General features: G+C 73.2%; 9 protein-coding genes and 1 pseudogene. 8 read left to right on the forward strand and 2 right to left on the reverse strand.

The window, feature by feature from the left end:
* Positions 1 to 7: 7 nt before the first annotated feature.
* From ccrA to CFP65_RS03880, 6 genes are all read left to right on the forward strand, one after another.
* Positions 8 to 1,384 carry a crotonyl-CoA carboxylase/reductase gene (gene ccrA / locus CFP65_RS03855; RefSeq protein ID WP_104814754.1) on the forward strand — a complete coding sequence of 459 codons (1,377 nt, stop codon included), beginning with the start codon at positions 8 to 10 and terminating at the stop codon, positions 1,382 to 1,384.
* Positions 1,381 to 3,048, forward strand: coding sequence for an amino acid adenylation domain-containing protein (locus CFP65_RS03860; protein ID WP_104814755.1), 1,668 nt, complete (start codon positions 1,381 to 1,383; stop codon positions 3,046 to 3,048). Before ccrA ends, CFP65_RS03860 begins: the two co-directional genes overlap by 4 nt.
* 55 nt (positions 3,049 to 3,103) lie before the next feature.
* Positions 3,104 to 4,408, forward strand: a complete 1,305-nt coding sequence (locus CFP65_RS03865) for an MFS transporter (protein ID WP_104814756.1) — start codon at positions 3,104 to 3,106, stop codon at positions 4,406 to 4,408.
* Complete coding sequence (locus CFP65_RS03870; RefSeq protein ID WP_104814757.1) at positions 4,408 to 6,795, forward strand: condensation domain-containing protein; 2,388 nt, start codon at positions 4,408 to 4,410, stop codon at positions 6,793 to 6,795. Before CFP65_RS03865 ends, CFP65_RS03870 begins: the two co-directional genes overlap by 1 nt.
* Positions 6,792 to 7,730 (forward strand): diiron oxygenase, encoded by a 939-nt coding sequence (locus tag CFP65_RS03875; RefSeq protein ID WP_158702008.1) that lies wholly within the window; start codon positions 6,792 to 6,794, stop codon positions 7,728 to 7,730. Before CFP65_RS03870 ends, CFP65_RS03875 begins: the two co-directional genes overlap by 4 nt.
* Before the next feature lie 242 nt (positions 7,731 to 7,972).
* Positions 7,973 to 9,067 carry an LLM class flavin-dependent oxidoreductase gene (locus tag CFP65_RS03880; protein ID WP_104814758.1) on the forward strand — a complete coding sequence of 365 codons (1,095 nt, stop codon included), beginning with the start codon at positions 7,973 to 7,975 and terminating at the stop codon, positions 9,065 to 9,067.
* Positions 9,068 to 9,148: 81 nt separating this feature from the next.
* Here CFP65_RS03880 and CFP65_RS03885 read toward each other — a convergent pair whose 3' ends face one another.
* Complete coding sequence (locus CFP65_RS03885) at positions 9,149 to 10,567, reverse strand: serine hydrolase domain-containing protein (protein ID WP_371682357.1); 1,419 nt, start codon at positions 10,565 to 10,567, stop codon at positions 9,149 to 9,151.
* Positions 10,568 to 10,665: 98 nt separating this feature from the next.
* Here CFP65_RS03885 and CFP65_RS03890 point away from each other — a divergent pair, with 98 nt between their 5' ends.
* Both CFP65_RS03890 and CFP65_RS03895 read left to right on the forward strand, forming a co-directional pair.
* A complete protein-coding gene (locus CFP65_RS03890; RefSeq protein WP_104814759.1) occupies positions 10,666 to 11,799 on the forward strand; it encodes an IS630 family transposase in 1,134 nt (377 codons plus the stop codon).
* Between the two features lie 84 nt (positions 11,800 to 11,883).
* A pseudogene (locus CFP65_RS03895) lies at positions 11,884 to 12,887 on the forward strand (IS5 family transposase).
* Between the two features lie 68 nt (positions 12,888 to 12,955).
* Here CFP65_RS03895 and CFP65_RS03900 read toward each other — a convergent pair.
* Positions 12,956 to 14,278 carry a M1 family metallopeptidase gene (locus CFP65_RS03900; protein ID WP_104820640.1) on the reverse strand — a complete coding sequence of 441 codons (1,323 nt, stop codon included), beginning with the start codon at positions 14,276 to 14,278 and terminating at the stop codon, positions 12,956 to 12,958.
* Positions 14,279 to 14,286 lie beyond the last annotated feature (8 nt).

Consider the following 14,286-nt stretch of genomic DNA (forward strand, 5'->3'; position numbering starts at 1 on the left):
GACACCGATGCCCAGTCTGATCGAGGCGGTCCGGGCCGGCGGTGACCCGGCCGAGCTGCTGGCCTGCCCCGTGCCGGAGTCCTACCGCGCGGTGCACCTGCGCCGCGCGGACGAGAAGCTCTTCGGCGCGGAGCCGGACCGGGACGTGCGGCGCACGCTGCACCTGGGCGAGGTGCCGATGCCCGAACTCGCCCCGGACGAGGTGCTGATCGCCGTGATGGCCTCGGCCGTCAACTACAACACCGTCTGGTCGGCGATGTACCGCCCGGTCTCCACCTTCCGCTTCCTCGACCGGTTCGCCCGCCAGGGCCGCTGGCCGGCCCGGCACGGCCTGGACCACCAGGTGGTCGGCTCCGACGCGGCCGGAGTGGTGGTCCGGGTCGGCGCCGCGGTGCGGCACTGGCACCCCGGCGACCGGGTGGTGGTCAACCCGCCGTACATCGACGAGCAGGACCCGGTGGCCCAGCAGGACGGCATGCTCACCGGCGGCATGCTCGCCTGGGGCTTCGAGACCAACTTCGGTGCCTTCGGCGACTTCTGCGTGGCCCGGGCGACCCAGTTGGTGCGCAAACCGCCGCATCTGTCCTGGGAGGAGGCCGCCTGCAACACCTTGTGCCTGGGCACCGCGTACCGCATGCTGATCAGCGACCGGGGGGCGCGGATCAAGATGGGCGACGTGGTGTTGATCTGGGGGGCGGCCGGCGGGCTCGGCTCCTACGCCGTCCAGCTCGTCCGGCAGGCGGGCGGCACGGCCGTCGGGGTGGTCGGCTCGCCGGACAAGGCCGAGCTGCTGCAGCGGCTCGGCTGCCAGATGGTGGTCGACCGCTCCTCGATCGGGCTCGGCCCCGAGGGCGAGGGCGGCCAAGTGCCCTGGCGGGCGCTCGGATCGGCGATCCGCAAGGAGCTCGGCGAGGACCCGCACGTGGTCTTCGAGCACGTCGGCCGGGCCACCTTCGAGACCTCCGTCAACGTGGTCCGCCGGGGCGGCACCGTGGTCACCTGCGGCTCCAGCAGCGGCTACCAGCACAGCTACGACAACCGCTACCTCTGGATGAAGCTCAAGCGGGTGATCGGCAGCCACGGCGCCAGCGCCCACGAGGCCTGGGAGGCCACCCGCCTGCTCAGCCTGGGCCTGGTCGTCCCCACCCTCTCCACGGTGTACCCGCTCGACCGGGCCGCCGAGGCCACCCGCTCGGTCCAACTCAACGCCCACGAGGGCAAGGTGGGCCTGCTCGGCCTCGCCACCGAGGAGGGCCAGGGCATCGAGGACCCCGTCCTCCGCGACCGGATCGGCGAGCAGCGCCTGCGCCTGTTCCGCGACCATGCGGCCACCCGCCCCACCCGCCCGGACACCCCCGCCCCCACCTCGGCAGCCGGCCGATGACCGACCCCACCGACCGCTCCCCGCACCACGGCCCCCGTCACGACGGGCCTCCGGCGACCTCCTCCACCGACCACCCCCTTGGCAGCCCACCGATGACCGTTCCGCCCACCGTCACCGACCGGCACACCCGGGCCCCCGGCACCGTCCACGGCGCCTTCGCCCGCCAGGCGGCCGCCAGCCCCGGGGCCGTCGCCCTGAGCGACGGCCACCGCCGGCTGACCTACGCCGAACTCGACGCCCGCGCCGAGGCCTTGGCCGCCCTGCTGCGGGCCGAGGGCGTCCGCCCGGGCGACCGGGTCGCCGTCTGCCTGGACCGCTCGGTCGAGCTGGTGGTGGCCCTGCTCGGCGTACTCAAGGCCGGCGCCGCCTACCTCCCGCTGGCCCTCACCGAGGCCCCGGCCCGCCTGGCCGGCATGCTCGCCGACGCCGGCGCCGAGCTCGCCCTCTGCGACGCCCCGGGCGCCCGCCTGCTCGCCCCCCACCCCGTCCGCCTGCTCGACCGCTTCCCCGAGCCCCACCACGCCCCCGCCGAGCACCCCGCCCCGACACCGATCTCGACCCCGACACCGACCCCGACCCCGCCGACCAGCCTCGCCGCCCTCCTCTACACCTCCGGCTCCACCGGCCGCCCCAAGGGCGTCCAGGTGCCGCACTCCGCGATGGTCAACCTGGTCACCGAGCCCGACTACGTCGAACTCGGCCCCGGCGACCGGGTGCTGCAGCTGGCCCCGGTCGCCTTCGACGCGGCCACCTTCGAGCTCTGGGGCCCGCTGCTCAACGGCGCCCGGGTCGAACTCGCCCCACCCGGCCCGATCGGCCCCGCCGAGCTCACCGACCTGCTCCGCAGCCGCGCGATCACCGTGCTCTGGCTGACCGCCGCCCTCTTCCACCGCCAGATCGACGCCGACCCGGCCTCCCTGGCGGGCCTGCGCACCGTGCTGGCCGGCGGCGACGCGCTCTCCCCCGCGCACGTCCGCCTCCTGCGCGCCACCGCACCCGCCCTGGAGATCGTCAACGGCTACGGCCCCACCGAGACCACCACCTTCGCCCTCTGTCACCGGATCGGCGCCACCGAGGAGTTCACCCCCTCGGTGCCGATCGGCCGCCCGATCCAGGGCACCCGGGTCGAGGTCCGCTCCGTACCGGACGGCACCCCGGCCGCGCCCGGCGCCGAGGGCGAGCTCTGGATCACCGGCGCCGGCCTGACCCTCGGCTACCGGCTCCTCCCGGAGCTCACCGCCGAACGCTTCCCGACCGCCGAGGACGGCACCCGCTGGTACCGCACCGGCGACCTGGCCCGCCAACGAGCCGACGGGGTCCACGAGTTCCTCGGCCGGATCGACGGACAGTTCAAGCTGCACGGCCACCGGGTGGAGCCCGGCGAGGTCGAGTCCGTCCTGGCCGAGCACCCCGAGGTGCGCCAGGCTGCGGTGGCCGTCCGCACCAACCACCTCGGCGACCCCCGCCTGGTCGCCTGGCTCACCACGGCCGCCGACGTGCTCGACCGGCGCTCCCTGCGGGCCTTCCTCCGGGAGCGGCTGCCCGACCACATGGTCCCGGCCCTGTTCGCCACCGTCGACACCCTTCCGGTCACCGCCAACGGCAAGGTGGACCGCAAGGCCCTGCCGGACCCGGACTGGAAGTCGAAAGCCCTGTACCTCTGAGAGGCCGCTGCCTGACACCGCGCCAGGCGATCGGCCGCCACCCTGGAGAACGCCCATGTCCGTCTCGGACGCGACAGCCACCCGCACCGCCCCCACCCGCCGCGACGTGCGGCTCTGGATCACCGGCACCAGCGTCTCGCTCTTCGGCGACGCCGCGCTCTGGATCGCCCTGGGGATCTGGGTGCACGACCTCACCGGCTCGAACGGCGCCGCCGGACTCGCCTTCGCGGCCTACGTGGTGCCCCGGCTCGGTGCGCCCTTCCTCGGTCTCGTGGTCGACCGGTACCGCCGCCGGCCGCTGATCGCGCTGCTCAACCTCCTGCTGGCGGGCTGGGTCTCGCTGGCCTTCCTGGTCCAAGACCGCAATCAGGTCTGGCTGCTCTACCTGGTGCTGTTCGGCGTGGGGCTCGGCGTCGGCATGCACAACGCGGCCGGCAGCGCCCTGCTCACCAATCTGGTGCACCCCGACCAACTGGGCCGCACCAACGCCCTGCTGCGCACCGTGCAGGAGGGCGGCATGCTGGTCTCGCCAGCCATCGGCTCCCGGCTGTACGTGTGGGCCGGGCCGCGCGCGGTGGCCGGGCTCGAGGCCGTCACCTTCCTGGTCTGCTGCCTCTGCGTGCTGGCCGTCCGGGTGGACGAACCCCGCCCGGAGCCGCCGAGCGGCTCCATCGGTCGCGAACTGGTCGCCGGGGTGCAGCACTTGGCGCGCACGCCCCGGCTGCGCGCGGTCTCGATCGCGATGGGCGGCGGGCTGCTCGGCTTCGGCTTCATCGAGACGGTGATCTACGCCGTCGCCGACCAGGGCCTGCACCGGGCCGCCGCCTTCGTCGGCTGGCTGACCGCCGCCAAGGGCCTGGGCTCGGTGCTCGGCGGAGTGCTCGGCATGCGGGTGCTCAAGCGGCTCGGCCCCGGGCGCGAATCCGCCCTCACCGTCCGCGGGTTGAGCCTGATGGCGGCGGGCTGCGCGATCCTGGTCCTGCCCGGGGTGGTGCTCGCCCTGCTCGGCGTCTTCGTGATCGGCCTGGGCATCCCCGGCGCCGTGGTCGGCCTCTACACCTCGATGCAGCGCTACTCGCCCGCCCACCTCCAGGGCCGGGTCTCCGCCGCCGCCAGCATGCTGGCCACCACCCCGCAGGTGCTGGCCGTGGCGACCAGCGCGGCACTGATCGCCAGCGTGGACTACCGGGTGCTGCTGGGCGTCATGGTGCTGCTGATCTCGGTCAGCGCGGCCTACCTGGCGGTCCGCAGCCAGAGCTTCCCCGACACCGGTGAGTCCGCACTCGCCACCCCCGTGCAGGAGCTCGACCCGGAACTCAGTCCGGAACTCGGTCCGGAACTCGACCCGGAGGGAGCCTGATGACCGTCCCGGACACCCCCTCGGTGCTCCCCCTGACGCCCCAACAGCGGGGCCTGTACTTCCTGCACCGCCTCGCGCCGCACAGCGCGGTCTACCACGTGCCGATCATGCTCCGGGTACGCGGCGCCCTGGACCTCGACCGGCTGGCCGAGGCGCTCGACCTGCTCCGCACCCGCCACCAGGCGCTCCGCCTCACCGTCGAGGAGCGGGCGGGCGAGCCGGTCCAGCTGATCCACTCCGCCGCCACCGCGCCGCCCGTCCCGCTCGCCCGGCGGGCCGCACCGAGCCTCGCCGCCGCCACCGCCGAGGCAGTCCGCCTGGCCGCGCTGCCTTTCGACCCGGCCCGGGGCCCGCTCTGGCGCGCCGCCGCCCTCCGACTGACGTCCGCCGACCACGTGCTGGCGCTCTCCTTCCACCACCTCCTGATCGACGAGGTCTCCGCGACCGCCCTCGCCGCCGAGCTGCACCGCGCCTACGCCGACCCGGCCGCCCTCGACCCGGCGGGGCCCGAGCACCGGTACCAGGACTTCTGCGCCGCGCTCTCGGCCGCACCGGCATCCACCGCCATGGCGTACTGGCGCCGCCGGCTGGCCGATCTGCCGGCCCTCCACCTCCCGGCCCGCCGCCTCCCGGCTCTCCATTTCCCGGCCGAGCAACTCGCCGATCCCTCCGGCCCCTTCACCGGCGACCGGGTCGGCTTCACCGTCCCCACCGAGGTGGCCGAACGGCTGACCGCACTCTGCCGGGCCCACCGGGTCTCGGAGTTCATGGTCTTCCACGCCGTCCTGCTCGTCCTGATGCACCACTGGACCGGCTCCACCGACCTGGCCGTCGGCACCCCGATGGCGGGCCGCACCGACCAGCGGTACGCCCAGACCATCGGCTTCTTCCAGAACACCGTGGTCCTGCGCCAGCCCCTGAGCCCCGAACTCACCTTCGCCGAACTGCTGAAGGCCTGCCGGCGCACCGTCCTGGAGGCTCTCCAGCACGAATCGGCCCCGTTCCAGGCGGTGGTGGAGGCCACCCGACCGGCCCGCGAGGCGAGCCGCAACCCGCTCTTCCAAGTCGCCCTGGTCTTCAACCGCCGCAAGGTGGAGCAGGACTGGACCCTGCCGGGCCTCACCGTCGAGCCGCTGCCCTTCGACTGGCCCACCTCGCACTTCGACCTGACCCTCACCATGGTCCACGAACTCGACGCCCTCACGGGCGATTTCGCCTTCAGCACCCAGCGCCTGACCCGCGCCACCGCCACCCAGCTGGCCACGGCCTACCCCGCCCTGCTGGCCGCACTCTGCGCCGCCCCCGAGACCCCGGTGGCCAAGGCCGCACCAGGGCTTCCCCGCAATCCCCGCCCCGCCCCCGGACCGGCGGCCCCCACCACCCCTCCGGCCACCCCACCCCAGGGCGAGACCGAACTCCGCCTGGCAGCCCTCTTCGAGGAGATCCTCGGCATCCCGGGCCTCACCCGCCACGACAGCTTCTTCGACTACGGCGGCCACTCCCTGCTCGCCGTCCGCCTGATCGGCCGGGTCGTCGCCGAGCTCCAACTCCCGATCACACTCAGCACCTTCATGCACGACCCCACCATCGCCGGCCTCGCCGAGGCAGCCCGCGCCGCCACCGCCTCCCCCCTGGTCCGCCTCCGCCCCACCACCGACCCGGACGCCGGTACCGCCCTCGTCCTACTCCACCCCGTCGGCGGCACCCTGCTCTGCTACGCCGAGCTGCTGCGCCACCTCCCGCCCGAGCTCGAAGTCCTCGGCCTGGAGCGCATCCCGGGCGCCCATCCCACCGACGCCGACTACCGCTCCCTGGTCGACCGCTACGCCCGAGCCATCGCCGAGGCCCTGCCCCACCGCCCGGTGGCCCTCTGCGGCTGGTCCCTCGGCGGCCTGCTGGCCCACTCGGTGGGCGCCCGCCTTCGCGAGCTCGGCCACCCGGTCGCCCTGGTGTCGCTGCTCGACTCGCTCGCCCCGCGCACCCCCGCCGAGGCCGACCAACTGAGCGCCGCCGCCGCCGAACTCCGCACCTTTGCTGCCGACTTACTCCACACCGGCCGGATCACCTCCACGCCACTGCTCCTCCACGGTCTCGGCGTGCGCCTCGAAGAACTCCGCCGCACCCCACCCGAGCAGGCCGCCCTCCTGCTGGCCGACTGGGCCGATCTCCTCGCCCTGGCCGCGCACCACGCACCCGAACCCACCGACGTCCCCGTCCAGTTGGTGCTCTGCGCCGACAGCGCGTCGGCCCTCCGGGCGAGCTGGTCCGGCCTGCACGGCGGCCCACTGGAGCTCCGGACCGTCCCGGGCACCCACACCGAGCTCCTCTCCTCCCCCGCCGTCGAACTGGTCGCCGCCACCCTCACCGAACGACTGACCCACCCGTGAACGGCAACGGCAGGGGCAGCGGCAGGGGCATCGCCGACTGGTACCAGCACGCGGGCGTCCGCAGCCGCCCCCGCCGCACCCTGGACGAGGAGCACGAGGCGGGCCTCCGGGTCTTCCCCGCCCACCTCGTCCCGCACCTCGGCCACGAGGCCGTGACCGCCCTCGGCCCGGCGGCCCGGGATCTCCTGCTCGCCCAACACTTCTACCAGTACATGCAGTTCACCACCCACCTGGAGACCGAGGTGGTCAACCGCGGCACCGTGCTGATCGCGCACGGCCGGGTGGATCTCGACCTCACCCCGAATGCCCGGCTCGACGCCTTCAAGATCTACTGCGACGAGGGCTACCACGCGCTGTTCAGCCTCGACCTCGTCCAGCAGGTCGAACGGGCCCTGGGCATCCCGGCCCTGCCGTACGAGTTCGCGCCCCGGCTGGCCCGGCTCGAACGCACCGCCGCCACCTTCCTGCCCGAACACGGCACGCTCGGCCGGCTGCTCCAAGTGGTGGTCTTCGAGACGGTGGTGACGCGCTTCCTCGCCCAGATCCCGCGCGACCCCACCGTCTTCCGGGCGGTCCGCGCGGCGGTGGACGACCACGTCAAGGACGAACTCCACCACCACGCCTACTTCGTGCGGTTCTTCAAGGAGCTCTGGGCCTCGCTCTCCCCCGCGCTGCGCCGCCGAGTGGCCTGCGCGATGCCGCACCTCCTCACCGACTGCCTCCGCCCCGATCTCGCCCCGGTCCGCGCGGCCCTGCAGGCGGCCGGCCTGCCCACCGGAGCGGCGGCCGAGGTGCTCGCCGACCGCTACGAGGAGGCCGCGCTGGCCGCCACCGTCCGCGAGGCCGGCCGGCACACCCTCGGCCTGTGCGAGACGGTGGGCGCCTTCGACCACCCGGAGGCCCGGGAGCAGCTCCACCTCCTCGGCCTGGCCTGACCGCCCGATATCCGCTATTCGCGGCTTGTCGGGAAAGGAACATTCCCCCGGAATGTCCGCCGAAGTGATCGAGCACGATCCGCATGTGCGAATTCCGTTATCTCCCCGGAATCACCTCGGCGACCGTTTGCAGACGCGCGGCCACGGCAATGCTGGTGAGGCGCCAGCAGGAGAACATTAATGGGTCGGTAAAAATTTCGCCCCAGCTGACATTCTCAGCCCAGTCCCCCTGGAGGAAATCCGTGTACAGCCGTATAGGAGTTTTCCTTTCCCCGGTGAACGAGCCCGGCCAGGACCCGCACCTGGTGATCCAGCGTCAGCTCGACCTGGTCGAGAACGTCGACCGGCTGAACTTCGACGAGGCGTGGTTCGGCGAACACCACACGCTCGGCTGGGGCCTGGTCGGTGCCCCGGAGACGATGATCGCCGCGGCCTCGCAGCGTACCCGCCAGATCAAGCTCGCCCACGGCGTCGTCCCGCTGCCCTGGCACCACCCGTTCCACGTCGCCTCCCGGGCCGTCCACCTGGACCACCTCACCCGGGGCCGCTACATCCTCGGCGTCGGGCCCGGGATCTTCCCGGACGCCCGGATGCTGGGCCTCGACGCCGCCGAGCAGCGCTCGCGGCTCGCCGAGGCGCTGCCCACCGTGATCGAGCTGGTCAACGGTGACGAGCGGCTCACCGAGAAGACCGACTGGTACGGGCTGCGCGACGCCAAGCTCCAGCTGCCCCGGTTCACCCCGGGCGGGCTGGAGGTCGCGGTCGCCAGCGGCGGCACCTCCCCCACCAGCCCGCTGCTGGCCGGCCGCCACGGCACCAGCCTGGTCTCCTTCGCGCTGGCCCAGCCGGGCGCCGCGAACACCATCGACCTGGCCCGCCAGTGGAGTTACGCGGAGGAGGCCGCCGAGGAGCACGGCCACACCATGGTCCGCGACAACTGGCGGGTCGCCCTGCCGCTGCACGTGGCCGAGACCCGCGAGCAGGCCTTCGCCGACGTCCGGGAGGGCTTCGACCGCTGGCTGTTCGAGTTCTTCGGCCGGGCGGCCGGCCGCGACGTCACCACCCCCGGGGTGCCGGCCGGCCAGGAGCTGGAGGCCCGGATCGAGGCCGGGGGCGCGATCGTCGGCTCCCCGGACGACGTGGTCGAGGCGATCCGCCACCTCCAGGCCCGCACCGGCGGCTTCGGCAACCTGCTGGTCTACGTGCCGGACTGGTGCTCGCTGGAGAAGACCGACCGCAGCCTCGAGCTGCTGGCGCGCTACGTGGCTCCCCGTCTCACCGGCGCCGCCGCCCGCCCGCAGGAGTCCATCGACCACCTCGTCGCGAGCCGCGGGTAGGGCCGCAAGAGCGGCCCTGCGGCCACTGACCGCGGTGGCGGGGGTTCGCGCCGAGCCCCCGCCACCCCCTCGGCAGGCGCCTCAGTACGCCCGCCAGCCCTCCGGCTCGACGCCGCCGGGCACGGCCTCGGCCGGGCCGCCGTACGGCTCGCGGGTGTAGACGAAGGAGCCGATGTCCAGGTGGCTCACCCCGCCGTCGGCGGCCCGGACCACCCGCAGCGTCTCGCCCGCGTAGTAGCCGTCCAACCCGATCCAGGTGCCGTCCAGCCCCGTCCCGCTGCCGCCCGGCGCGGGCCGGAACCGGGAGCCGCGGCCGCCGCCGAGCGAGGTGAGCTCCAGCACGCGGTCGGCCCGAAGCCGCAGCGCGTTCGGCGCCGCACCCCAGTACCAGGGGCCGGTGAGGGCCAGCAGCTCCTCGTCCACCTCGCCCAGGGGCCGCCAGGGCGCGGGCAGCCGGGGCTCGTGCTCGGCCGTCAGGGCGATCAACTGCGCGGCGAGCAGCGGGGTGTTGGCGCCGGAGGTGGCGTTGGAGAGGGCGAAGGCCGCCAGGCCGTCGGCCTCGCTGACCCAGAGGCCCGCCGTGAAGCCGGGCATCGAGCCGGAGTGTCCGCAGAGCAACCGGCCTTCGTGGCGGCGAAGTTGGAGGCCGAGGCCGTAGGCCGAGGTCCATTCGGCGTCCTCCGGGCCGACGGCCGGTCGGCGCATCTCGGCCAGCGTGTCGGCGCCGAGCACCTTCTCGTCCCCGGCCGCCAGGAAGGCCGCCCAGCGGGCCAGATCGGCACCGGTGGACCAGAGTTGGCCGGCCGGGCCCATCCGGCTGGTGTCGGTGAGCGGCTCGGGCAGCATCACGTCGGCCCAGGGGTGGACGGCGAAGCCGCCCGCGTGCGGGGCCTCGGGGAGCAGCGTGGTGCGGTGCATGCCCAGCGGGGTCAGCACCTCGCGCCGCAGCACCTCGCCCCAGGGTTCGCCGCGCAGCCGCTCGACCAGGGCGCCGAGCAGGGCGTAGCCGGGGTTGGAGTAGTGGAAGCGGCGTCCGGCGGGGTGCTTGACCGGGGCCTCGGTCTCCAGCAGGTCGGCGAGTTCGGGCCGCAGCCCGCCCTCGGTCCGCTCCCACCAGGGGCCGGGCGTCTCGGCGGCGAGGCCGGCGGAGTGCGCGAGCAGCTCGGCCACGGTGACCGCGTCGGCGGGGGTACCGGGCAGGTGGCGGCCGAGCGGGTCGGCGAGGTCGAGCAGGCCCTCCTCCCGCAGCCGGAGCACCAGCACGGCGACGAAGGTCTTGGTGAGCGAGCCGATCCGGTACTGCACGTCGAGGTCGGGCGCGTGCCCGTCCACCATGCTGCGGGCGCCGTCCCAGACCAGCTGCCCGTCCCGGAGCACCCCGGCGACCAGCGAGGGGGTGCGGCCCTCCGCCTGCGCGCGGGCGAGGCGGTGCAGGAGGGCGCGGTGGGTGGTCGGCAGGAGCTGATCGGTCATCTGGCCCTCGGTACGGTCGGTGGACATGGCTCTGCCCAACCTAGTGCCGTATCCGGCAACGTTCGCCCCGTCGATGTGTCGTCTGGTTGCTGCGTCGGGCGGCACCGGGCGGTCAGAATGATCACGTGGCTGAACGCGTGCAGGTTCGTGAGATCGATGACGACGAGGGCAGACGGCTGCTACGGATCGTCCGCCGGGGCACCGGGTCGGTGGTGACCTGGCGCCGGGCCCAGATGGTGCTGCTGTCCGCCCAGCGCATGCCCGTGGCGAAGATCGCGGAGGTGACGTTCACCAGCGCTGACCGGGTCCGCGACGTGATCCACAACTTCAACGCCGACGGCTTCGACTCGCTCTACCCGAAGTACCGGGGCGGACGGCCGAGGACGTTCACGCTGCCCGAGCGGCGCGAGATCAAGAAGACCGCCAAGTCGAAGCCGGCCGAGCACGGCCTGCCCTTCTCGACTTGGAGCCTGGCCAAGCTGGCCGACTTCCTGGTCGCAGAGGGGGTGGTCGACGACATCAGCCACGAGGGCCTTCGGGTCCTGCTCCGCGAGGAGGGCGTCTCGTTTCAACGCGTGAAGACCTGGAAGACCTCCCGCGATCCCGACTACGCGGCCAAGAAGGCTCGGGTCGAGCACCTCTACGCTATCGCCGACGGCGAGGTCGTACCCGAGGATGGCGAGCCCGAAGTCGTGTTCTGCCTGGACGAGTTCGGGCCGCTCAACCTCCAGCCCCATCCCGGGAAGCAGTGGGCCGAGCGCGGAGGCCGGCACAAGGATCCTGACCGCGAGCCGCGGCCGAGGCGGCGGGCGACCTACACCCGCCCGCACGGGGTCCGGCATCTGTTCGCCGCCTACGACCTCGCCAAGGATCAGCTCTACGGGCACGTCAAGAAGACGAAGAATCGGTCGAGGTTCCTGGAGTTCTGTCGCTACCTGCGCTCGCTGCACCCGGCGGACGTGCGGATCGCGATCGTCTGCGACAACTACTCGCCGCACCTGACGACGAAGCGGTGCCAGCGGGTCGGGACGTGGGCGGCGGCGAACAACGTGGAGATCGCCTATACCCCGACCAACAGCTCCTGGCTCAACCGGATCGAGGCCCAGTTCACCGCCCTGCGCTACTTCGCCCTCGACGGCACCGACCACCCCAGCCACAAAGCCCAGGGCAGCATGATCCGCCGCTACATCATCTGGCGGAACAAGCACGCCCAGGACGAGCGCCTACGCAAAGTCGTCACCAGGGCGAACGTTGCCTGATGCGGCACTAGGGCACGTATCGGGTTGTGATCACTTTGTGGGTTTCGCCCTCGCGCTCGTGCCTGATCCGGTAGATCGTGTTGTGTGACGCGTGTGCAACTGACCGATGCCGAGTGGGAGTTCATCGAGCCGTACCTGCCGATCGGCGAGTACGGCCCGTACCCCGAGCGGCTGCGCCGCCAGTTCGAGGGCGTGATCTGGCGGTTTCGGACGGGCGGCCAGTGGCGGGAGATGCCGAGCGAGTTCGGCGCCTGGTCGACCGTCCACAACCGCTTCCGGCAGTGGAGGGACGCCAGGGTGTTCGAGGCCCTGCTGGAGGGCGCGATCACGGAAGCCGCCAGACGGGGCGAGGTGGACCTCTCGCTGGTCAGCGTGGATTCCACCACCATCCGGGCCCACCACGACGCCGCCGGGATGCACCTTGACCCCGACACGCTCGCCGACCTGGAGAAGGCCGCCGAGGAGGCGGAGAAGGCCCGGCAAAAAGGGGCGGCCCGCAGGGACAAGACGGACAGGACACCGCACACGACCCGGAACGGGACGAGCTCCGACGCGTCCGACGCAGGCGAAGGCTCCGCCTGAAGGCCGCCCTGCTCGGACGCTCCAGAGGCGGACAGACCAGCAAGGTCCACGTCGCCGGCGAGCGCAGGTGCCGCCCGCTGGCGTTCATTCTGACCGAGGGGCAGGCCGCCGACAGCCCGCAGTTCATCCCCGTCCTGGAGAAGGTGCGGGTCCGCGGGCCCGTCGGCCGCCCCCGCACCCGGCCCGACGCGGTCGCCGGGGACAAGGCCTACTCCTCCCGCGCCAACCGCGCCCACCTGCGCGGTCGCCGTATCAAGGCGGTCATCCCCGAGAAGAAGGACCAGGCCGCCAACCGGAAGAAGAAAGGCAGCAAGGGCGGCCGGCCCGTCAGCCACGACACCGACCTCTACAGGGAGCGGAACACCGTCGAGCGCCTGATCAACAAGCTGAAGGCCTGGCGAGGCATCGCCACGCGATACGACAAGACCCCCGGCAGCTACCTCGCCGGCCTCCACCTCCGCGGCGCGATGATCTGGATCAAAGACCTCACCAAAACCGCCCCGTGATCACAACCGAATACGTGCCCTAGGTCACCCTCCGTCAGCCCGGCCAACCGTTAAAAACCGCCGAACCCCTAAAGCTGCGGCAGCTCCGGCCGTTCCAGCCAGGCCTCGAAGAGCGGCCCGAGCGGGGTGGCGGTGTACCGGGCGGCGTGCGCCACCAGGTCGGCCGTGCCGACCACCCCGTGCCGGTTGAGCTCGGCCCAGCCGCGCAGCATGGCGAAGAAGGGCTGCTCGCCGAGCGCCAGCCGCAGCGCGTGCACGGCCAGGCCGCCGCGCTGGTAGAGCCGGTCGTCGAACATCAGCTTGCGGCCCGGGTCGGCGAGCACCAGGTCCTGCGGCAGCCCCGCGAGCAGGCGGTGCGCGGCAAGGGCGTGGCTGGCCGCCACCGGGCCGCCGGCGTGCTCGGACCAGAGCCACTCCGCGTACTTGGCGAAGCCCTCGTTCAGCCAGATGTGCCGCCAGTCGGCGATGGTCACGCTGTTGCCGAACCACTGGTGGGCCAGCTCGTGGGCGATCAGCCGCTCGCGCTCCCAGCCGCCGCCGAGGTGGTTGGTGCCGAAGGTGGCCACGCCCTGGGCCTCGACGGGGACGTCGAGCTCCTCGTCGGCGATCACCACGGCGTACTCGCCGAACGGGTAGGGGCCGAAGACCTCGCCGAAGTAGGCCATCATCTCCGGCTGCCGGGCGAAGTCCCGGGTGAAGGCGGGCACCAGCCGGTCGGGCACGTAGCCGGTCTGCGGCACGGCCGGGCGGGCGGCCACCGGCACCGGGCGGTAGTGGCCGATCGAGACGGTGACCAGGTAGGGCGAGGTCGGCGCGCTCTGCTCGTAGACCCAGGTGGTGCTGGAGGCGCGGGTGGTGCGGGTGAGCAGCCGGCCGCCCGCGAGCACGGTGAACGGGGAGGGGGTGGTGACCTCGATCTGGTAGGTGGCCTTGTCGGCCGGGCGGTCGTTGCAGGGGAACCAGGACGGCGCGCCGATCGGCTGGCTGGCCACCAGCGCGCCCTCGGTCAGCTCCTCCCAGCCCAGGCCGCCCCACGGGCTGCGCACCGGACGCGGGTTGCCGGCGTAGTGCACCTCGACGGTGAAGGCCGCACCGGCCGCGAGCGCCTTGGCCGGGCGGATCCGCAGCTTGCCGCCCCGGTGGGTGTAGCGGGCGGCGGCCTTGCCGTCCACCAGCACCCGCCCGATCCGGAACTCGGCCAGGTCGAGCGCGAACTCCTCCAGCGCCGCGTTGGCCACCGCGCTCAGCCGGGCCTTGCCGCCGAGCCGGTTCGGGCCGGGCTGGTAGTCCAGGGTGAGCTCGTAGCGGTGCACCCGGTAGCGGTGGTCGCCGCTGGTCGGGAAGTACGGGTCCGGGGTGCCGGCGGCCGCCGGGGCGTGCTTGGACTTCACGGGGGCGG

The organism is Kitasatospora sp. MMS16-BH015 (genome assembly GCF_002943525.1).
Taxonomy (GTDB): domain Bacteria; phylum Actinomycetota; class Actinomycetes; order Streptomycetales; family Streptomycetaceae; genus Kitasatospora.

Excerpts from the sequence above, each read along its gene's own strand:
- CFP65_RS03865 (WP_104814756.1), top strand. The coding sequence starts at position 3,104 with ATGTCCGTCTCGGACGCGACAGCCACCCGCACCGCCCCCACCCGCCGC.
- CFP65_RS03860 (WP_104814755.1), top strand. The coding sequence starts at position 1,381 with ATGACCGACCCCACCGACCGCTCCCCGCACCACGGCCCCCGTCACGAC.
- CFP65_RS03870 (WP_104814757.1), top strand. The coding sequence starts at position 4,408 with ATGACCGTCCCGGACACCCCCTCGGTGCTCCCCCTGACGCCCCAACAG.
- ccrA (WP_104814754.1), top strand. The coding sequence starts at position 8 with ATGCCCAGTCTGATCGAGGCGGTCCGGGCCGGCGGTGACCCGGCCGAG.
- CFP65_RS03885 (WP_371682357.1), bottom strand. The coding sequence starts at position 10,567 with ATGTCCACCGACCGTACCGAGGGCCAGATGACCGATCAGCTCCTGCCG.